An 18,830-nucleotide genomic window follows, 5' to 3' on the forward strand; every position below is an offset into this window, starting at 1 on the left:
ACCCGTCAAGACCCGCCCGATCAGCTTCGGGCCGCGCCGCAGCAGCCGACCGATGAGGGAACATATTGTGCCAACTGATACCGACCTCCCTCAAATCCGCAGATTGGCTGCAAGGGACGATAGCCAGGCTGTGTTGGGATTGTACGAGCGGGCTGCCGATTTCGTCCTGCTGGAAACCGGCTCGGCCCCTTCCGGGACGACGGTTGACGAGTTCTTCACCGATTGCCCGCCGGGCGGCGATCTCGCGGCATCGTGCAAGCTCGGCATGTTCATGCCTGACGGCGAGCTTGTCGCGATCGCTGATCTGGCCTTCGGTTATCCCGAGACTGACGACGCGTATCTCGGGCTGCTGTTGTTTGCCCCGCAAAAACGAGGACTGGGCCTCGGCCGCATTTTCCTCGAACACATCGAAGCCATTGCAAAAACGCGCAACGCAAAACGACTTCTGATCGCGGTTCTCGACGAAAATACGCGCGGACGCACCTTTTGGGAGCGCGAGGGATTTCACCTGATCCGGAGCTTTTCCGGTTTCGAGATCGGCCGGAAAACCCACACTGTGCACCGGATGTGGCGGCCGCTCTAGGCGAGCAGAAGCGACCGCATTCATTGCGAAATCAAAGGCCTTCCGGATCGTTCGCCAGCAGGATCGGCTGACCGTGCGGCGTTGCGTGTGCTGCCCGTTCCCAGGCGGCGGCAACGATATCGACCTCGTCGCGTCCGGCAAAACCCTTGTCGGCCAGCAGGCGCTCGAGCGCGGCCAGCCAGCGCTCGTAATAGTCGCTGCCATCAGCTGCCGCGTCGGGCCGCTTCACCTCCGCCGACAGCCGCTCGGCCCATTCAGCCCAGCTGAAGACGCCGCGTTCGTGCAGGGCAACCACCATGGCGAAGGCTTCGGCCTGCCAAGGCTCGGCAAAGACCGGGGCGTCGATCCCGCCATCCCCGACCGTCAGCCGCACTTCAGGCCGGTTCAAGATAGCTCTCCCAGGCATCGATGCTGACCTCCAGCGTCAGGTCGGCGCCTTCCCCCCACAATTCCTGCGCCGAAAACACCACCGTGTAGACCCATTCAGGGTTTTCGCCCCGGCCGGGGGCATTGCTGTCGGGAAATACAAAACCTTCGCGCACTGCGTCGATCACGCCTTCCTTGCCGCGGGCATAACGCGGCAGGCGGGTGTGACCAATCGGATGGAAGTTCTTGGTGCGCACGCGCTGGCCGGCCGCAAACCGCTGAGGTTCCGCTACCGGCCGGTCGCAAGGGCCGCCCTTGGCAAGCGCAGCCGGCACATTCTCAGCCTTCAGCACTCGCTTTGGCGTTGCCGTCGGATCGACGGCATCGCCGGCGGCCAGATCGTTGGCGGTGACAAATGCGTGCCGCTTGAGCAGGGTTTCCAGCGCCTTGATCCAGATCTCGTAATAGCTGGACGAATAATAGTCGGCCGGGTGCAGAGATTCCCTGGCGTGCCGGCTTTCGTCGATGTTCCAGGCCCCCATCGCACCCGCCGTCAGCGTCACGCCAAGGGCACGCTTCTCCCATTCGGCGTGAAAGTAAGGCTCGTCCTTCTCGGGTGTGACGGGGCCGAACCCCATCTGCCCGCCGAGATCGTGCGGCCCGTTCATGCAGCCTCCCTGGCGATGCCGGTGCCGATCATGGAATCGCGCGTCACCAGATCGGCGAGCCTTTCCTCGCTCCAACCGTCGGTGCCCTCGGGCCGCTGTGGCACGACGAGATATCGCAGTTCGGCAGTCGAATCCCAGACGCGGATCTTTTTGTCCCTAGGCAGCGAGAGCCCGAATTCCTCGAGTACGCCGCGCGGGTCGATGACCGCCCGGCTGCGATATGGCGGCGCCTTGTACCAGACCGGCGGCAACCCCAGCACCGACCACGGATAACAGGAGCACAGCGTGCAGACGACGAGATTGTGCGTCGCTTCGGTGTTGAACACGGCCTGCATGTGCTCGCCCTGCCGCCCCGTATAACCGAGCGACGCGATGGCCGCGGTGGCGTCGTGCTTCAGCCAGTCGGCGAATTCGGGATCGGACCACGCCCTCGCCACGACGCGCGCACCGTTGCGCGGGCCGACCTTGGTCTCGTAGGTGTCGACAATGACGTCGATCGCCGCCGGGTCGATCAACCCTTTCCGGGTCAGGATCGTCTCCAGCGCCCGCACCCGTGCTGCCATCGGGTCCAGTTCGTTGTCATGATGGTGATCGTGGTCGTGATGATGATCGTGCGACATGGGCCGAAGGTTATGCTCGCGCGGCACACCGGGCAAGCGGCTGACTTGGGCCAGCATCACCCGGCCCAAGAGCCACGGGACCAACTAAAAATGTCGCTGCCGGAGTTCTCTCCGCGCGTCGCAATGCGCTGCGGCACTGTATCGTGCGGCCATGCGCGTGCTGATTCTAGGGGCGAACGGTTTCATCGGGGCGGCGGTGGCAAGGCTTCTGGCCGGCCGCGGCCATCAGGTGGTCGGCCTTGCGCGCAGCATCGAGGTCGCATCGCGCCGCCTGCCTGAAATCGAATGGCGCAAGGCAGACATCGCCACGCTGTCGCAGCCCGACGACTGGCGTCCGCTGCTGTCGGGTATCGATGCTGTGGTCAACTGCGCCGGAGCGCTTCAGGATGGCGCGCGCGACGATGTCGTGGCCGTGCAGCAGGTCGGCATGGCCGCACTCTACCAGGCAGCGAGCCTGTCATTGCGCCTGTTCGTCCAGATATCGGCGCGCACCGACGGCGCGGCCGCCAAAACACCGTTCCTCGCCACCAAGCGCCTGGCCGACGACGCTCTCAAATCGTCGGGCGTGCCCTTTGTCATCCTGCGACCGGCCATCGTTGTCGGCGCCCCCGCCCATGGCGGCTCGGCGCTGCTGCGGGCGCTGGCGGCATTCCCTGTGGTCACCCCATTGGTCTACGGCCAAAGCCCGATGCAGTTCGTTTCACTTGACGATGTAGCCAGCACGGTCTGCGACACGCTGGCCGGAGCGATTGCCCCCGGCAGCGACCTCGACCTTGCCGCGCCGGAGATACTGACCCTCGCCGAAACCGTGGCGATACATTGCCAATGGCTCGGCATGGCCCCGGCCAGGGTGTTTCACCTGCCCGGCCTGTGCGCCCGCCTGGCATCGGGGACCGCCGATCTGCTTGGTCATCTCGGCTGGCGTTCGCCGCTGCGCTCCACCGCACTTGAGGTTGCCACTGGCGGCGTGTCCGGCCATCGCAGCAGCAATGAACGGCAGTTGCAGCCACTGCGCGATATCCTGTCCCGAAATCCCGCCGGCGTGCAGGATGTATGGTTTGCCCGGCTCTATCTGCTCAAGCCACTGATATTTGCGACCTTGAGCCTGTTCTGGCTGCTATCAGGTATAGTCGCCCTGCTGCGTTTCAATGCTTCCTCCGCGCATCTGGTTTCGGCAGGCACAACCGCCGCTGTCGCTGCGGGGATCACCCTGGCCACCAGCCTAGCCGACATCGCGCTGGGCATCGGCATTGCCTTTCGCCGCCATGCCGGACTGGCACTGAAGGGGATGATCGCGCTGTCCCTCGCCTATCTCGGATCGGCGACCATCCTTGCCCCCAATCTCTGGGCAGATCCGCTCGGCCCCTTGGTCAAGGTGCTGCCGTCGATCGTGTTGGCACTGGTCGCGCTCGCCATCCTGGACGAGCGCTGAGCATGGAAGAATTGCTGCGCCTCGCCCACGTCATCGGCGCCACGGTCCTGTTCGGCACCGGCGCCGGCATAGCCTTCTTCATGGTCATGGCCCACCGCACGCGTGACGCAGCCACCATCGCCCATGTCGCCGGCACTGTGGTGATCGCTGACACGGTCTTCACCGCCACGGCCGTCATCCTCCAGCCAATATCGGGCGCCTGGCTGGCTTATGAGGTCGGCTGGCCGCTCGACGAACCGTGGATTGTGCTGTCCCTGTCGCTTTATGTGCTGACCGGTCTGTTCTGGCTGCCGGTGGTGTTCATCCAGATCCAGCTGCGAAATCTCGCACGCTCGTCCGCCAGCACAGGCAAGGCGTTGCCGGCGCGCTATTTCCGCCTCTACCGGATCTGGTTCGCTTGCGGATTCCCTGCCTTTTTCAGCGTCATCGCCATCTTCTGGCTGATGCTGACAAGACCGGCGATCGAGCTTTTCTGATTATTTGAGCATCGGCCAGAGCGTCGCGGCCAAAAGCAGGCCCATGGCGATGTTGAACCATTTCAGCCGCACCGGATCGGCAAGGAAGCCACGCAGGGCCATACCGAAGCCGGCCCAACTCGAAACGCTTGGCAGATTGACCAGGGCAAAGGCACCCGAGATCAACAGCACCGACAGGAACGGCGCCTCCGGATTGGTGTAGACGGCCATGGCCGTGACCGCCATCACCCAGGCCTTGGGGTTGATCCATTGGAAGGCGGATGCCTCGATGAAGCTCATCGGCCGAGCCTTCACGTCGCCGTCCTTGCCAAGCGAGCGTGACATGCCGATGCGCCAGGCGAGGTAGAGCAGGTAAGCGCCGCCAGCGATCTTGAGCACGGTATGCAGCGCCGGAAAGGCCGTCAGCACAGCCCCCAGCCCGAAGCCGACACCGAGCAGCAAGGACAGGAAGCCGAAGCCGATGCCCAGCATGTGCGGGATGGTTCGCAGAAAGCCGAAATTCACGCCCGAGGCGAGCAGCATGAAATTGTTCGGCCCCGGCGTGATCGAGGTCACGAAGGCATAGACCAGCAATGCGAGGAACGCGTCGTAGGTCACCTTTTCCTCCTCCCGGGATTATACGTCAGCAATACTGTCCTTATTGAGCCGGATCAACAAGATTCCGCGTGTTTCGGCACGTTCTGGGTCGGCAGAAGCGGGCTCGCTGCACCTATCGTTCGGCACAGGCTTCCATATTGACCGCGGCCAGGACACGGCGTAAGCGAACCCCTTAGCCGAATACCTATCCAGGGTTTCATTGCGCCAGTTCGCCAGCAAGCGGACGATCGAACATTCTCAAGGGGAAGAGAAATGTCAGCACTCGCCAAGACCGAGCCCAGCAGCCTTACGCGCGAACTCATCGCCCATGCCGTGGCGAGCATCGAGGCGGCCGACCGTTTCTCCCTGCCCTTCCCGCACATCTTCTTTCGCGATTTTTTCCCGCGCGATTTTTACGCCGACCTGATCAAATCGATCCCGACCGAAGGCTATGACCCGATCACGGGCGACGCCACCCGCATGGCGTTGCGGCTCTATGGCGACAATATCGGCAAGGTGGATGCCGAGTTGCGCGACATGTGGGCGGCGGTGTCGGAAACGCTGACGTCAAGCGAAGTCGAAAGCGCCATCCGCCGCCAGCTTCATGAAGGCCTGGAAATCCGCGCCCGCGGCGACAAGGTCAAAAGCGTCGACGACCTCCGGCTGGTGGCCAAGCCCGTGCTCTACAGCGACAAGGACGGCTACCAGATCAAGCCGCACCCCGACGCGCGCAAGAAGGTTGTCACCATGCAGCTCTACTGCCCGGCCGACGAGAGCCAGCGCGAGCTCGGCACGACCCTCTACCAGGCGTCGCTGAAGGGCCTGCTGAATGTCGGATCCTACGGGCTCGAGCCGGTCAAGACGCTGCCTTTCCTGCCCAATGTCGGCTACGCCTTCGTCGTGCTGAAGGCCTACCACTCGCTGATGAAGATGAGCTGGCACGGCCGCCCGAAGATCAAGACGCCCATCGAGCGCCCGCGCGTCTCGCTGCTCAACACCTTCTACATCAACGAGAATGTAGGTTTCTGAAGCCGGCAGGAGCTGGTTTCTAGAAATCAAAAAGCCGCCGTGCAGTGCATCGGCGGCTTTTTTTTACGTCCGTGGTGTGGACCAGATCACATCGCCTGCGGGCCGCGGTTCATCGCCGCCACGCCGGTGCGGCAGACTTCGACAAGGCCGAGCGGCTTCATGATGGCGATGAACTGCTCGATCTTCGACACCTTGCCGGTGATCTCGAAGATGAAGTGTTCGGTGTTGGCATCGATCACGCTGGCGCGGAAGGCGTCCGCCAGGCGCAGCGCCTCGACCCGGGCGTCGCCCGTTCCGGCAACCTTGACCAGCGCCAGCTCGCGCTCCAGCGGCCGCTCCTGGCCGAGCTCGGCAGCGCGCACCGACAGGTCGACCACGCGATGCACTGGCACGATGCGCTCGAGCTGGTGCTTGATCTGCTCGAGCACATGCGGCGTGCCGCGCGTCACGATGGTGATGCGCGACAAATGCTTCTCATGCTCGGTCTCAGAGACGGTCAGGCTTTCGATGTTGTAGCCGCGGCCCGAAAACAGGCCGATGACACGGGCGAGCACGCCCGGTTCGTTGTCGACCAGCACCGACAATGTGTGATTTTCCGGCAGCGCCGTTTCCTTGGCGATGAAATAGGCCGAACCGGTGGCTTGTAGCTGTGCGTTCATGAATGAATCTCGATCTGAGGCTTTTGCGCCAACTCGTTGATTGTGCGGCCTTCCCTCGAAGGCCGCACTCGGTTCGTCACACCAGTTCGCGGCCCTTGGCGTCGATGGCATTCGCCACCGCCTCGTCGGTCGCCTCATCAGGCAGCAGCATCTCGTTATGCGCCTTGCCAGACGGGATCATCGGGAAGCAGTTGGCGAGCGTCGCCACGCGGCAATCGAAGATCACCGGCTTCTTCACCGAAATCATTTCCTTGATCGCATCATCGAGCTCATCCGGCTTGTCGCAGCGGATGCCGTGGCCGCCATAGGCCTCGGCCAGCTTGACGAAGTCGGGCATCGCCTCGGTGTAGGAATGCGACAGGCGGTTGCCGTGCAGCAGCTGCTGCCACTGGCGTACCATGCCCATGTAGGAGTTGTTGAGGATGAACACCTTGATCGGCGCATCGTACTGGAGCGCTGCGCTCATCTCCTGGATGCACATCTGCACCGAGGCGTCGCCGGCGATGTCGATGACGAGCGATTCAGGATGGGCGATCTGCACGCCGAGAGCCGCCGGCAGGCCGTAGCCCATCGTGCCCAGGCCGCCTGACGTCATCCAGCGGTTCGGCTTTTCGAAGCCGTAATGCTGGGCAGCCCACATCTGGTGCTGGCCGACCTCGGTGGTGATGTAGGTGTCGAGATGCTTGGTGTTCTCGTAGAGCCGCTGGATCGCATATTGCGGCATGATCACTTCGCTGTTCGCCTTGTAGGCGTAGCTATCGCGCGCGCGCCACTTGGCGATCTGTTCCCACCACGGATACAGCGCCTTCTTGTCGGCCTTGGCGGTCGCCCGCCACAACCGCACCATGTCTTCGAGCACGCGGCCGACATCGCCGAGGATCGGCACGTCGGCGCGCACGTTCTTGTTGATCGACGACGGATCGATGTCGATGTGGATCTTCTTCGAGTTCGGCGAAAACGCGTTGAGGCGGCCGGTGATGCGGTCGTCGAAGCGCGCGCCGATGCACACCATGACGTCGCAATCATGCATCGCCATGTTGGCTTCGTAGCTGCCATGCATGCCCAGCATGCCGAGCCAGTTCTTGCCCGAAGCCGGATAGGCGCCCAGCCCCATCAGCGTCGAGGTGATGGGGAAGCCGGTCAGGTCGACAAGTTCGCGCAGCAGATGGCTGGCCTCGGTGCCGGAATTCACCACGCCGCCACCGGAATAGATGACAGGCCGCTTGGCGGTGGCCATCAGCGCGACCGCCTCCTTGATCCTCTCGAGGTCACCCTGGATCTTGGGCTGGTAGGAGGTGCGCGGCGCGGTCTGCGGCGGCGTGTAGATGCCCTTGGCGAACTGCACGTCCTTGGGGATGTCGACCACAACAGGGCCCGGACGCCCCGTGGTGGCGACATGGAAGGCCTCGTGCAGGATGCCGGCCAGGTCGTTGACGTCCTTCACCAGCCAGTTGTGCTTGGTGCAGGGACGGGTAATGCCGACGGTATCGCATTCCTGGAAGGCGTCGGAACCGATCAGTGTCGTCGGCACCTGACCGGTGATGCAGACCAGCGGGATCGAGTCCATGAGCGCGTCCTGCAGCGGCGTCACCGCATTGGTGGCACCAGGACCCGACGTCACCAGCATCACGCCAGCCTTGCCGGTCGAGCGCGCATAACCCTCGGCGGCGTGGCCTGCGCCCTGCTCGTGGCGCACCAGGATGTGCTGGACATCGTCCTGCTGGAACAGCTCGTCATAGATCGGAAGGACCGCGCCGCCCGGATAGCCGAAGAGGTGCTTGACGCCGTTGTCCTTCAGCGCCTGAACCACCATCTCGGCGCCAGTCATTTCGCGCCGTCCGCTGTCACTATGTCCGCTCATCGGTCCGTTCCGTCTTTCCTTCGCCATACTTGGCGGTTGCTGCTCTGTTAGTCCTGTTTCGGGCAATAAAAAAGGCCCCCGAGGGAGCCTTTGCATCTGCGCATGGGGGATTTCGCCCGGCGGTTACACCGCCTTGCCCATGCGCAATCCTACTACGAGAATGAGTGTCGTGTTCATCGGGGCGGACGTTAATGCGCAAAAAGCCCCACTGTCAACCTGACGTCAGCAGATTTTTCCGCAACGTCAGGCGAACGTCATTGCTCCAATTCTCCGCATCCGCTTAACCTTTGCGACACCATCCGACCTCACCCGCCCTTAACCGCACAGCGCTAAGGTTCCAGCAGAGAATTGGGGAAAAATCTCAGCATGTACGTTGAACGCCAGGCAGCAGCAGGCGAAACCACGTCGCAGGAACGCCGCGATCCGCTTCAGGACGACGCGCGCATTCTCGGCCATGTCGTACAGTGCGACGGCGCCCGCGCCGTCATCAGCGCCTTTGCCGAAAGCGGCGGCGCGGCGGCATCGGGGCTCTGGGCTGTCGGCCGCATGATCTCGATCAATCTGGGCGCATCTCGCACCATCGGGCTCGTCTATTCCATCGGCAAGGCCGACCGCTCCTGGAGCCCGCAGGGCGACAACCCCATCGAAGTCAGTGTCGAACTCATCGGCGAGGTCCGCGACCTCGGAACCGAAAAACGTCCAGTCTTCGACCGCGGCATCACCACCTATCCTTATGTCGGCGCCGTCGCCCACCGCATCCGCAGCCGCGACCTGCAGGCCGTCTACGATCTCGCCGGCCGCCATGCCGTCACCATCGGCCAGCTGTCGCAGGACGAGAACATCGATGCCTGCATTGCCATCGACGAGACACTCGCCCGTCACTTCGCCGTGGTCGGCACGACCGGCGTCGGCAAGTCGACCGCCGTGTCGCTGCTCATGCGCAAGATGATCGCCGAGCGCCCCGACCTGCGCGTCCTGATCCTCGACCCGCACAACGAATTCGCGGCCTCGCTGCCCGAATATTGCGTCAAGGTCGACACCAACTCGCTCGACCTGCCCTTCTGGCTGTTCAAGCTGGAGGAATTCGCCGAGGTGCTGTTCCGCGGCCGCGAGACCGATGCGGAAGAGATCGACGCCCTGCGCGACCTCATCCCGGTCGCCAAGAACCTCTACCGCAATCCCAATGGCGGCGCCTTCCTGCGCCGTGGCGTCGACGCGCTGACCGCCGACACGCCGGTACCTTATCGCATCGCCGATCTCATCAAGCAGATCGACGATCGCATGGGCATGCTCGAATCCAAGAATGAGCGCCCGATCCTGAAGTCGCTGCGCACGCGCATCGAATCGGCTCTGTCCGACCCGCGCTACCGCTTCATGTTCCATTCGCGCCTGATCGAGGACACGATCCACGAGACCATCGGCAACATCTTCCGCGTTCCGACCCAGGGGCGCCCGGTCACCTGCTTCGAAATGGCCGGCCTGCCCTCCGAGGTCGTCAATTCGGTCTGTTCGGTGCTTGCCCGCCTCGCCTTCGACCTCGCGCTCTGGAGCGAAGGCAAGCTCAAGCTTCTGCTGCTCTGCGAGGAGGCACACCGCTACATGCCGGCCGACCATCGTCTCGGCTTCGCGCCCACCCGCCATGCGCTGTCGCGCATCGCCAAGGAAGGCCGCAAATATGGCTGTTATCTCGGCGTTGTCACGCAGCGCCCGGGCGAGCTCGACCCGACGATCCTGTCGCAGTGCTCGACCGTTTTCGCCATGCGCCTCGCCAATGAACAGGACCAGGCGATCATCCGCTCGGCCATCGCCGATTCCTCGGCCTCGACACTGTCGTTCCTGTCGTCGATGGGACAGCGCGAGGCGATCGCCTTTGGCGAAGGCGTGGCGACGACGATGCGGCTGAAGTTCGAGAAGCTGCCGCCCAACCTGATCCCCGGCACCCAGAAGCGAGCCGCCGAAGCACCAGGCGGCGACGGCAACGACGTCGATCTCGCCATGATCGTCGAGCGGCTGCGCAATGTTCCGAAGCCGCAGGCGGCCTTGGGTTTTGCCGAAACGGTCGACGTCCAGCGCCAGGCCGGCGACAGCGACTACCGCAAACCGCCGTCCCGGCCCGAGCCCGACGGCGATTTTGACACCCGCTTCGGCCTGCGCCCGACCACCTTCGGTGGACGCAGCAGCGGCTGAGAGCCTGCCAGCGAGCTGGAAGGACGCCCGACCCCACCGGGGCGGGCGCTCCATGGGGCAGATCGGCTAAACCGTTGAGTACTTTGCCGCTTGGGCGCGCAAAGGGCGGCAATCGCCAATAATCGGAAACTCGTTTGCGCTCGCCGAGTTCACGCCCACGCGCCAAGGCGATGGTCCGCAAGACCACGTGGCGCGCCGGGTTTCGGCGGCATCGCCAACCAGGGCGTATTCCTGCCCATTTGTCACTGCGGACCGCTGGCTGTACAATCGGTCACGCGAGATACCACTGCCGTTGGTTCGAAACCGGGGTGTCCCATGCAGAGAACTCTCGAGCCTGAGATCATGGCTGATGCCGAGCAGTCCCTCGCCTATGCGAATGCCGACTTCGCAAGTTCAAATCAGCTGTTCGTCGATCATCTGCTGGTGGACAATCCGCAGGCCTTGAAAGATGTCATCGACCTCGGCTGTGGCCCCTGCGACGTAATGTTGAGGCTGGCGGAGGCATGCCCTGATATCCGCATAACCGCGGTCGATGGCTCCGCGGCGATGATCGAATTGGCGGCCCAGGCAGTGCGTGCAGCGAACCACGAAGCCCGCATTGTGGTGATGCAGGGGTACATCCCGGGATTGGCACTGCGTGAGCATGATTTCGATGCGATCCTCTCAAAGGACCTTCTGCACCACCTCCCTGATCCGATGGTGCTGTGGCGCGAAGCGCGGCGATTGGGACGGCAGGGGGCAGCTGTTCATGTGATGGACCTGATCAGGCCAGCCACGCAAGAAGACGCGCGAAACATTGTCGAGACAGTGGCGCCCGACGAGCATCCAATTCTCAAGGAAGATTTTTACAACTCGCTGTGCGCGGCTTTCACGATTGAAGAAGTCGAGACACAAATACGACAGGCCGGACTGCCGCTGCGGGTGACACGGGTCGGCGACCGCCACATGCTGATCAAAGGCGCGTTGCGTTAGGACTCTCGTCAGCCGACAAAGTCGGCTCCCCACCCCTACATGACATTCCATCTGGGGATCGCCGTGCCGGAGGCACGCATGGCCGCGTCAGGCACACACGCGATTGCGGCCCTGCCTTTTGGCTTCGTAGAGCTGCTTGTCGGCGCGTCGGTAAAAATCTTCGGCGCTCTCCTCGCGATCCCAAAGTGCTAACCCGACACTCGACGTCACATTGAGCTGGGCGGTGCCCGCATCGATGGCAAGCGAGGCGATTGCCTTGCGCATGCGCTCGGCAAAACGCTGCAGCAGTTCCAGGTCCATGTTGGGCGCAACAATGGCGAATTCCTCTCCGCCCAGCCGCGCCACCACGTCGTGATAGCGGGTCATATTCTTCAGGCACTTGCCGACCGAGCGCAGCACCTCGTCGCCGACATCGTGGCCATAGGTGTCGTTGACCAGCTTGAAATGGTCGAGATCGAGGATCATCAGCCCGACCGGCTTTCCGATACGCCGGAATTCGCCGAGATATTCCTTGAGCGCGTCATCGAAATAGCGCCGGTTCTGCATGCCCGTCAGGCCATCGGTCAGCGCGGCCTGTTCCAGATTGCGCGAGCGCGCACTCAGCGACGCCGTCATCTCGCGCAGCTTGCCGCCTTCCTTCACCTGGGTGCGGATCTGCGGGAAAATGAAGAACAGCCCGAACACCAGCGTGCCGGCCAGAAGCAGCATGACCGCCAGCAGCAGCACCTGCACCTGCTCGATGGCTGCGACCCGGCCGGGCATATAGAGCTGGTCAGCAGGCCCGTGCAGCAGGCTCCAGCCATAGAATATCGCCAGCGCTGCCGTCAAAATCAGCGCGATAAAGACGAAAAACGCGGTTTCAGCCTTGTGAAAGCGCATGGCCACCCTGGTCAAACCCCACCAGCTTTTATGCCATGCCGCGCCTTACGGACCGTTAATCGGCAGCTGCAAATGCCAACCCCGGCACAAGGCCGGTCAATCGTCGGCGAGCCCGCCGGGGCGGCCGACCTCGCCGCCGATGCGGCGCCATTCCGGGCCGAACTGGTTGCGGAACCAGGTCGACTGGCGCTTCGAATATTGTCTCGTGGCGATCTTCGCCCCCTCGATGGCCTCGTCGAAGCTCATCTCGCCGGCCATGGCGCTTGCCAGCTCGCGCACGCCGATGGCCTTCATCGCCGGCAGTTCGGGTGCAAGCCGCATCGCCGTGATCGCCTTGACCTCGTCCAGGGCGCCGGCCTCGATCATCTTGTCGAAGCGCATGTCGATGCGCCTGATCAGCTCCTGCCGCTCCGGCTCGATGACGATGAAACGCGCGGTGGTGAGATCGATCATCGGATGGCCGCGGTCGGCCTGCCATTTGAGGATCGACCGTCCCGAGGCTTGGAGAACTTCAAGCGCACGCACGATGCGCTGGCCGTCGCTGGCCTTGAGCCGCATGGCAACCTCGCTGTCGACCCTCATCAGGAGACGGTGCAGCCTGGGCGCGCCTTCCTCGTTGAGGCGCCAGCGCCAGCGGTCGCGGATATCAGTGGGGATTTCGGGCATCTCGGAAATGCCTTCGGCCAGCGCCCGGAAATAGAGGCCGGTTCCGCCGACGAAAACAGGTCGGTGCTCGTCGAACAGTCCGCTGTCGGCGAGCACGGCCACATCGCGCAGCCACGAACCGGTCGAATAGGCTGTCGCCGGCGAGACATGGCCGTAAAGGAAATGACGAACGCGCGCCAACTCATCGGCCCCGGGTCTCGCGGTCAGAACGTTGAGCACGCCATAGACCTGCATGGAATCGGCGTTCACGATCACGCCGCCGTCGCGTTCCGCCAGCTTAAGCGCCAGCGCCGACTTGCCGCTGGCGGTAGGCCCGGCTATCAGGGTCGCGTTCTTGATGCGCCCCTCGTTCTTGCCGGAATTTTCGATGCCGCTCGTCGCCACGCTGATTTCCCATCCCGACCGCGCACTGCTGCAGCCGTCCCTTGCCGATAAGGCCTCACGCGCCCTCGGCGCAAGCGGCATTGTCTGGCTGGCAGATGGCATCGCCTGCGACATCGCCCTGCCATCGGGCCTTGCGGCGGAAGCGGCAAGCCAGGCGCTCGCTTCGGCGCTGTCGGGCGAGCCCATCGATTTCGCCGTTCAGGACAACGCGACACGTAGGAAAAAGATCCTGATCGCCGACATGGACTCGACCATGATCGACCAGGAATGCATCGACGAACTGGCCGACGAGATCGGCGTCAAGGATCGCGTCGCCGACATCACCGCACGCTCGATGAATGGCGAGATCGCCTTTGAGCCCGCCCTGCGCGAACGCGTTGCCCTGCTTGCCGGGCTCGATGCCTCGGTCATCGACGGCATCATCAAGAACCGGCTGACGCTTGCGTCCGGCGGCAAGACGCTGGTGGCCACCATGAAGGCCCACGGAGCTTATTCGGCGCTGGTGTCGGGCGGCTTCGACGTCTTCACCTCGCGCATCGCAGCCATGCTCGGTTTCGACGAGAACCGCGCCAACCACCTGATCGAGACCGACGGCCGGCTGACCGGCCAGGTTTCCGAGCCGATCCTCGGCCGCGCCGCCAAGGCGGTGGCGCTCGACGAGATTTCCGCGCGCCTGGGCCTCACCCCGGATGACGCAATCGCGGTTGGCGACGGCGCCAACGATCTCGACATGATCCGCCTCGCCGGCTCGGGCGTTGCCCTCCACGCCAAGCCGTCGGTAGCGGCCCAGGCAAAAATCCGCATCGACAATGCGGACCTCACGGCCCTGCTCTACCTGCAGGGCTACAGCCGCGCCGAGTTCGCCTGATGCAACCGATCCGCACAAATCGCCTGATCCTGCGCAACTGGGAAGAACGCGACCGCGAACTCTTCCATCGCATCAACTCCGACGATCAGGTGATGGAGTTCTTCGGCGTTCGCCGCAGCAGGGCCGAGAGCGATGCGCTTTTCGACAAGCTGCACGGCAACATCGACCGCGACGGCTTTGGCTTTACCGCGGTCGAGATCGCGGAGACGGGCCAATGCATCGGCTTTGTCGGCATCAACCCGACCGATCTCGAGCCCTTCATGCCCAAGGGTACGATCGAGATCGGCTGGCGCCTGGCCCCCGAGTTTTGGGGCAAGGGCTACGTCACCGAAGCTGCCGAAGCCTGGCTCGAATTCTGCTTTGACCGGCTCGGGCTCGACGAGGTCGTCTCGTTCGCCGTGTGGAACAATGACCGCTCGACGTCTGTCATGAAGCGGCTGGGCATGAGCAACGACCCGGCACGCGATTTCGATCATCCCAGGGTCGCCGACGCCCATCTCAAGCGTCATGTCTACTACCGCCTGTCGCGCGACGACTGGCGATCACGAAAAAAGGCGGCCAACTAGCCGCCTTTTTCTTTTCCACGCAGGAAGGCCAGCCCCGGCGATCTGCCGAGGCAGGCGAATTGCCGCCGGCCTCAATCCATCCGAAGCGTCACGAACCTCAGCTCGCCCGTCTTGGACGCCAGCATCAAAAGCGCGTTCTTGCGCCCCTGCTCCTTCAGCGCCGCAATGCGGTCGGTGACCTGCTTGGGCGACTTCATCTCTTCCTGGCCGATCTCGGTGATGACCTCGCCGGCGACGATGCCGCGCTCGGCCGCTGCCGAATCCTTGGCAACCGCCGTCACCACGACACCGGTCACGTCTCCGGCAATGCCGAATTTCGCGCGCGTGTCGTCGTTGAGTTCGCCAAGCGTCATGCCAAGCACGCTGACCGCGGCCACTTCGGCGCCCTTGTCGGCTCCTTCGCCCGGCTTGCCGGTTTCGCCCTCGGCCAGCTTCTCGCCGTCCTCGAGGCGGCCGAGCGTCACCTTGACGGTCTGCTCGACGCCCTTGCGCACGACGACCACGTCGACGGCCTTGCCGACGGGGCTCTCGGCCACGACGCGCGGCAGGTCGCGCATCTCGACGATGTCCTTGCCATCGAACTTGATGACCACATCACCAGGCTGGATCGCCCCGTTGTCGACCGGTCCGCCCTTGATGATGCCGGCAACCAGCGCGCCCTTGGCCGACGTCATGCCGAGGCTTTCGGCGATGTCGTCGGTCACCGGCTGGATGCGAACGCCCAGCCAGCCGCGGCGGGTCTCGCCGAACTGCCGAAGCTGATCGACCACGCCGGCCGCAATCTCCGACGGGATCGAGAAGCCGATGCCGATGGAGCCGCCCGACGGCGAAATGATCGCCGTGTTGATGCCGATCACCTCGCCATACATGTTGAACAGCGGGCCGCCCGAATTGCCGCGATTGATCGCCGCGTCAGTCTGGATGAAGTCGTCATAGGGGCCGGAATTGATGTCGCGGTTGCGCGCCGACACGATGCCCAGCGTCACCGTACCGCCAAGGCCGAACGGGTTGCCGATCGCCATCACCCAGTCGCCGATGCGCATCTTGTTGGAATCGCCGAACTTCACCGCCGTCAGCTTCTTGGCCTTCGGATCGATCTTGAGCACGGCGATGTCGGTCTTGGTATCGGTGCCGATAAGCGTCGCCTTCAGCTTCGAGCCGTCGGAGAAATTGACCTCGATCTCGTCGGCATCGGCGATGACGTGGTTGTTGGTGACCACGATGCCCTGCTCGGCATCGACGATGAAGCCCGAGCCAAGCGACTGCACCTTCTGCGGCGCGGCGCCGTCCTGGCCGTCGCGCTTCTTGAAGAAGTCGTCGAAGAAGTCCTGGAAAGGTGCGCCTTCGGGCAGCTGCGGCACCGGCACGGCATTTTCGTTGTCGCCGTCGCCGCTCTTCACCGTCTGCGACGTCGAGATGTTGACCACTGCGCCCAAAAGCCCTTCGGCGAGGTCGGCGACGGATTCAGGCCCTTGCGCAAAAGCCGGGGCAACGAAGGTCGGTGCCGCCACCGCGCCGATCATCAGCGCCGTCGTTGCAGCCAGAGAAGCCTTTCGCATGGCGCGCAAAAGGGTTGTGGAATTCATCAGGGAAGCCTCCCGGGCTGCATTGGCGTTGATCGCGCCGGGCCGTCCGGACGCGAAGCGTCATGATGGAAACAAATAAGGCCTGTTTGCGACCATTGCTATCGGAAGGGAATAAATCATCCGTTATCCCCTGATGAGCCAGACGATGCCGACGCCGATGGCAATTGCCACCAGGCCGAACAGGCGCAAAGCATTGTCAGGGATGTCGGCCATCTGGGCCGCGAGCCGCTTCATCTGAGCGGGAAAGCCGCCATAGACGACGCCCTCGATGACGAGGACGAGGCCTATGGCGACGATCAGATCCTGCACCGTCAGTTGCTGGTGCTGGGAGCGGCAGCGCCGGCCTGCGGGGCGGGCGTTGCCTTGGGCGCGGCAGAAGCTGCACCGCCGTCCGGGCTGCGGAAGTAACGGAAGAATTCCGATTCCGGCGACAGCACCATGGTGGTGCCGTTGGCGTCGAGCGCGGTGCCATAGGCACTCATCGACCGGTAGAAGTCGAAGAACTCAGGATCGCGCTTGAAGGCATCGGCGAACACGGAGTTGCGTTCGGCTTCGCCCTGACCACGCAGGATCTCGGACTCCTTCTGTGCCTCGGCGACGATCTCGACGACCTCGCGGTCGGCACGGGCGCGGATGCGCTGCGCCGCTTCGCGGCCACGGGCGCGCAGCCTTTCAGCTTCGGCCAGACGCTCCGCCTTCATGCGGTCGTAGGTCTGCTGCGAAACTTCTGCCGTCAGGTCGGTGCGGCGGATGCGGACGTCCTCGACCTGCAGGCCGAGCGCATTGGCGTCGGGCTGCAACTGGTCGCGCACGTCGCGCATCATCGATGCGCGTTCTTCCGACAGGGCGGACTCGAAGCCGCGCACGCCGTAGACCCGGCGCAGCGCTGCGTCGAGACGCGTGCGCAGGCGCTGTTCGGCCAGTTCCACGCTACCCGAAACCGCCGAGCGGAACTTGCGGGCGTCGTTGATGCGGTAGGCCACGAAGGCATCCACATCGTAGAACTTGCCGCCCGAGACCTGCACGCGGATATCGTCGAGGTCGAGGCGCATGACGCGGTCCTCGATGATCTGGATGTTGTCGGCCTCAAACATCGAGAACGGCGCCTTGAAGTAGATGCCCGGCTCGGTCTTGACGTCGACGATCTCGCCGAAGCGCAGCACGATCGCCTGCTGGCGGGCGTTGACCACGAAGATCGACGACCAGAGCAGGAACAGGATGATGGCAAAGAAGATGCCGATGATGGGAAGACGATTGGACATCAGTTGCCTCCCGCCGCCGGAGCGCGCTTCTGCAGTTCGGGCAGCGGCAGATAGGGCACTACGCCCTGGCCGTTGCCTTGCTCGACGATCACCTTGCCGGAGCCCTGAAGCACCTTCTCCATCGTCTCGAGGTAAAGGCGCTTGCGGGTGACGTCAGGCGCCTTGGCATATTCGTCATAGACCGAGATGAAGCGCTGCGCCTCACCCTGTGCTTCCTGCACGACACGGTTCTTGTAGGCGGCCGCATCTTCGCGGACCTGCGCTGCCTCGCCGCGTGCCTGGCCGAGCTTCTGGTTGGAGTACTGGTTGGACTCCTCCACGAAACGGTCTTCGTCCTGCTCGGCGCGCTGCACCTCGTCGAACGCATCGGCCACTTCGCGCGGCGGCGCTGCGTCCTCGATCGAGATGGCGTTGACCGTCATGCCGGTGCCATAGCTGTCGAGCGTCTGCTGGATGATGTCGCGCACGTTGCCGGCGATGCCCTGGCGGTCGTCGCGGAACACGTCCTGTGCCGGACGACGACCGACCACTTCGCGCATCGCGCTCTCGGCCACCTGGCGCACCATCACGTCGGGATCGGCGACATTGAACAGATAGGCCGTCGGATTGGCGACCTGGTAGGCCACCGAGAACTTGACGTCGACGATGTTCTGGTCGCCCGACAGCATCAGGCCCGAAGACGCAGTACCCCGGACTTCGCCGATATTGACCAGCTTTTCAGCGGTGTTGACCTTTTCCACGGTTTCCATCGGCCACCAATGGAAGTGCAGGCCCGGCTGCGACAGCTGTTCCTTCGGCTTGCCGAAGCGCAATTCCACCGCCAGCTCGTCCGGCTGCACGGTATAGACGGCCTGATAGGCCCACAGCGCCACCAGACCGACCGCGATCAGGCCGAACAGGGCTGCACTCGAGCCGCCGCCGCCAGGCAGGGCGCGCTTGAGCCGGTCCTGGCCCTTGCGAATGATGTCCTCGAGATCGGGAGGCGATCCGGGAGGTCCGCTCGGCCGCGGCCCCTGTCCCCAGGGGCCACCGCCCCCGCCGCCGCTGCCGCCGCCACCCCATGGGCCGCCGCCGCCTCCATTTTGATTGTTCCAGGGCATGAATGTCCTTTCAACTGCGAAACAATGACGGCCGCGCCTGAGACGGCCGCTTATTTACCGACACCATCTATAGGGATGCAATCACGCGCT

The 18,830-nt window shown here is 63.7% G+C and carries 20 protein-coding genes; 8 read left to right on the forward strand and 12 right to left on the reverse strand.

Features of this window, described 5'->3' with window-relative positions:
* The first annotated feature begins 52 nt into the window (after positions 1 to 52).
* The gene (locus B015_RS0114925; protein WP_040456240.1) at positions 53 to 583 is read left to right on the forward strand and encodes a GNAT family N-acetyltransferase; all 531 of its coding nucleotides are present in this window, start codon (positions 53 to 55) and stop codon (positions 581 to 583) included.
* 31 nt (positions 584 to 614) lie between these two features.
* Here the strand turns inward: B015_RS0114925 and B015_RS0114930 are convergent, their stop codons facing one another.
* Genes B015_RS0114930 through nthA form a run of 3 tightly spaced genes read right to left on the reverse strand, consistent with a single transcriptional unit; the run spans position 615 to position 2,237 of the window.
* Positions 615 to 971 carry a nitrile hydratase accessory protein gene (locus tag B015_RS0114930; RefSeq protein ID WP_018428516.1) on the reverse strand — a complete coding sequence of 119 codons (357 nt, stop codon included), beginning with the start codon at positions 969 to 971 and terminating at the stop codon, positions 615 to 617.
* Positions 958 to 1,617, reverse strand: coding sequence for a nitrile hydratase subunit beta (nthB, locus tag B015_RS30925; protein WP_018428517.1), 660 nt, complete (start codon positions 1,615 to 1,617; stop codon positions 958 to 960). The genes B015_RS0114930 and nthB overlap by 14 nt, the downstream gene beginning before the upstream one ends.
* A complete protein-coding gene (nthA, locus tag B015_RS0114945) occupies positions 1,614 to 2,237 on the reverse strand; it encodes a nitrile hydratase subunit alpha (RefSeq protein ID WP_026227300.1) in 624 nt (207 codons plus the stop codon). The genes nthB and nthA overlap by 4 nt, the downstream gene beginning before the upstream one ends.
* A gap of 151 nt (positions 2,238 to 2,388) precedes the next feature.
* Here nthA and B015_RS0114950 point away from each other — a divergent pair, with 151 nt between their 5' ends.
* Together B015_RS0114950 and B015_RS0114955 are read left to right on the forward strand one after the other, a co-directional pair.
* The gene (locus B015_RS0114950) at positions 2,389 to 3,669 is read left to right on the forward strand and encodes an SDR family oxidoreductase (protein ID WP_018428519.1); all 1,281 of its coding nucleotides are present in this window, start codon (positions 2,389 to 2,391) and stop codon (positions 3,667 to 3,669) included.
* Between the two features lie 2 nt (positions 3,670 to 3,671).
* Entirely contained in the window at positions 3,672 to 4,145 is a 474-nt protein-coding gene (locus B015_RS0114955) for a DUF2269 domain-containing protein (protein ID WP_018428520.1), read from the forward strand.
* Here the strand turns inward: B015_RS0114955 and B015_RS0114960 are convergent, their stop codons facing one another.
* The gene (locus B015_RS0114960) at positions 4,146 to 4,742 is read right to left on the reverse strand and encodes a LysE family translocator (RefSeq protein WP_018428521.1); all 597 of its coding nucleotides are present in this window, start codon (positions 4,740 to 4,742) and stop codon (positions 4,146 to 4,148) included.
* 252 nt (positions 4,743 to 4,994) lie between these two features.
* On the opposite strand from B015_RS0114960, the gene B015_RS0114965 reads away from it, so the two are divergent.
* Positions 4,995 to 5,750, forward strand: coding sequence for a hypothetical protein (locus B015_RS0114965; protein WP_018428522.1), 756 nt, complete (start codon positions 4,995 to 4,997; stop codon positions 5,748 to 5,750).
* Between the two features lie 86 nt (positions 5,751 to 5,836).
* Here B015_RS0114965 and ilvN read toward each other — a convergent pair whose 3' ends face one another.
* Together ilvN and B015_RS0114975 are read right to left on the reverse strand one after the other, a co-directional pair.
* Positions 5,837 to 6,409 carry an acetolactate synthase small subunit gene (gene ilvN / locus B015_RS0114970; protein ID WP_018428523.1) on the reverse strand — a complete coding sequence of 191 codons (573 nt, stop codon included), beginning with the start codon at positions 6,407 to 6,409 and terminating at the stop codon, positions 5,837 to 5,839.
* Positions 6,410 to 6,485: 76 nt separating this feature from the next.
* Entirely contained in the window at positions 6,486 to 8,270 is a 1,785-nt protein-coding gene (locus B015_RS0114975) for an acetolactate synthase 3 large subunit (RefSeq protein WP_267322242.1), read from the reverse strand.
* Between the two features lie 366 nt (positions 8,271 to 8,636).
* Between B015_RS0114975 and B015_RS0114980 the strand changes: the two genes are divergently transcribed.
* A complete protein-coding gene (locus B015_RS0114980) occupies positions 8,637 to 10,457 on the forward strand; it encodes an ATP-binding protein (protein WP_018428525.1) in 1,821 nt (606 codons plus the stop codon).
* Positions 10,458 to 10,799: 342 nt separating this feature from the next.
* A complete protein-coding gene (locus B015_RS0114985) occupies positions 10,800 to 11,429 on the forward strand; it encodes a class I SAM-dependent methyltransferase (RefSeq protein ID WP_245262181.1) in 630 nt (209 codons plus the stop codon).
* 87 nt (positions 11,430 to 11,516) lie between these two features.
* On the opposite strand, the gene B015_RS0114990 is transcribed toward B015_RS0114985, so the two are convergent.
* Positions 11,517 to 12,308, reverse strand: coding sequence for a GGDEF domain-containing protein (locus B015_RS0114990; RefSeq protein ID WP_018428527.1), 792 nt, complete (start codon positions 12,306 to 12,308; stop codon positions 11,517 to 11,519).
* Positions 12,309 to 12,404: 96 nt separating this feature from the next.
* Positions 12,405 to 13,358 carry a tRNA (adenosine(37)-N6)-dimethylallyltransferase MiaA gene (gene miaA, locus B015_RS0114995; protein ID WP_040456241.1) on the reverse strand — a complete coding sequence of 318 codons (954 nt, stop codon included), beginning with the start codon at positions 13,356 to 13,358 and terminating at the stop codon, positions 12,405 to 12,407.
* On the opposite strand from miaA, the gene serB reads away from it, so the two are divergent.
* Together serB and B015_RS0115005 are read left to right on the forward strand one after the other, a co-directional pair.
* The gene (gene serB / locus B015_RS0115000; protein WP_026227302.1) at positions 13,342 to 14,226 is read left to right on the forward strand and encodes a phosphoserine phosphatase SerB; all 885 of its coding nucleotides are present in this window, start codon (positions 13,342 to 13,344) and stop codon (positions 14,224 to 14,226) included. The two genes, miaA and serB, sit on opposite strands and share 17 nt — an antisense overlap.
* Positions 14,226 to 14,792 (forward strand): GNAT family N-acetyltransferase, encoded by a 567-nt coding sequence (locus tag B015_RS0115005; protein WP_018428530.1) that lies wholly within the window; start codon positions 14,226 to 14,228, stop codon positions 14,790 to 14,792. Before serB ends, B015_RS0115005 begins: the two co-directional genes overlap by 1 nt.
* 71 nt (positions 14,793 to 14,863) lie before the next feature.
* Here B015_RS0115005 and B015_RS0115010 read toward each other — a convergent pair whose 3' ends face one another.
* From B015_RS0115010 to hflK, 4 genes are all read right to left on the reverse strand, one after another.
* On the reverse strand, positions 14,864 to 16,378 hold the full coding sequence (locus B015_RS0115010; protein ID WP_026227303.1) for a Do family serine endopeptidase: 1,515 nt from the start codon (positions 16,376 to 16,378) through the stop codon (positions 14,864 to 14,866).
* Positions 16,379 to 16,501: 123 nt separating this feature from the next.
* A complete protein-coding gene (locus B015_RS0115015; protein WP_018428532.1) occupies positions 16,502 to 16,687 on the reverse strand; it encodes a DUF2065 domain-containing protein in 186 nt (61 codons plus the stop codon).
* A gap of 2 nt (positions 16,688 to 16,689) precedes the next feature.
* On the reverse strand, positions 16,690 to 17,640 hold the full coding sequence (locus B015_RS0115020; RefSeq protein ID WP_018428533.1) for a protease modulator HflC: 951 nt from the start codon (positions 17,638 to 17,640) through the stop codon (positions 16,690 to 16,692).
* Positions 17,640 to 18,740, reverse strand: coding sequence for an FtsH protease activity modulator HflK (hflK, locus tag B015_RS0115025; protein ID WP_018428534.1), 1,101 nt, complete (start codon positions 18,738 to 18,740; stop codon positions 17,640 to 17,642). The genes B015_RS0115020 and hflK overlap by 1 nt, the downstream gene beginning before the upstream one ends.
* Positions 18,741 to 18,830 lie beyond the last annotated feature (90 nt).

This window comes from Hoeflea sp. 108 (assembly GCF_000372965.1).
Taxonomy (GTDB): Bacteria; Pseudomonadota; Alphaproteobacteria; order Rhizobiales; family Rhizobiaceae; genus Aminobacter.

What these genes read in the sequence shown, in the direction of transcription:
- B015_RS0114925 (WP_040456240.1), top strand. Translation starts at nt 53, where the DNA reads ATGAGGGAACATATTGTGCCAACTGATACCGACCTCCCTCAAATCCGC.
- nthB (WP_018428517.1), bottom strand. Translation starts at nt 1,617, where the DNA reads ATGAACGGGCCGCACGATCTCGGCGGGCAGATGGGGTTCGGCCCCGTC.
- nthA (WP_026227300.1), bottom strand. Translation starts at nt 2,237, where the DNA reads ATGTCGCACGATCATCATCACGACCACGATCACCATCATGACAACGAA.
- B015_RS0114950 (WP_018428519.1), top strand. Translation starts at nt 2,389, where the DNA reads ATGCGCGTGCTGATTCTAGGGGCGAACGGTTTCATCGGGGCGGCGGTG.
- B015_RS0114955 (WP_018428520.1), top strand. Translation starts at nt 3,672, where the DNA reads ATGGAAGAATTGCTGCGCCTCGCCCACGTCATCGGCGCCACGGTCCTG.
- B015_RS0114965 (WP_018428522.1), top strand. Translation starts at nt 4,995, where the DNA reads ATGTCAGCACTCGCCAAGACCGAGCCCAGCAGCCTTACGCGCGAACTC.
- ilvN (WP_018428523.1), bottom strand. Translation starts at nt 6,409, where the DNA reads ATGAACGCACAGCTACAAGCCACCGGTTCGGCCTATTTCATCGCCAAG.
- B015_RS0114975 (WP_267322242.1), bottom strand. Translation starts at nt 8,270, where the DNA reads ATGAGCGGACATAGTGACAGCGGACGGCGCGAAATGACTGGCGCCGAG.
- B015_RS0114980 (WP_018428525.1), top strand. Translation starts at nt 8,637, where the DNA reads ATGTACGTTGAACGCCAGGCAGCAGCAGGCGAAACCACGTCGCAGGAA.
- B015_RS0114985 (WP_245262181.1), top strand. Translation starts at nt 10,800, where the DNA reads ATGGCTGATGCCGAGCAGTCCCTCGCCTATGCGAATGCCGACTTCGCA.
- B015_RS0114990 (WP_018428527.1), bottom strand. Translation starts at nt 12,308, where the DNA reads ATGCGCTTTCACAAGGCTGAAACCGCGTTTTTCGTCTTTATCGCGCTG.
- serB (WP_026227302.1), top strand. Translation starts at nt 13,342, where the DNA reads ATGCCGCTCGTCGCCACGCTGATTTCCCATCCCGACCGCGCACTGCTG.
- B015_RS0115005 (WP_018428530.1), top strand. Translation starts at nt 14,226, where the DNA reads ATGCAACCGATCCGCACAAATCGCCTGATCCTGCGCAACTGGGAAGAA.
- B015_RS0115010 (WP_026227303.1), bottom strand. Translation starts at nt 16,378, where the DNA reads ATGAATTCCACAACCCTTTTGCGCGCCATGCGAAAGGCTTCTCTGGCT.
- B015_RS0115020 (WP_018428533.1), bottom strand. Translation starts at nt 17,640, where the DNA reads ATGTCCAATCGTCTTCCCATCATCGGCATCTTCTTTGCCATCATCCTG.
- hflK (WP_018428534.1), bottom strand. Translation starts at nt 18,740, where the DNA reads ATGCCCTGGAACAATCAAAATGGAGGCGGCGGCGGCCCATGGGGTGGC.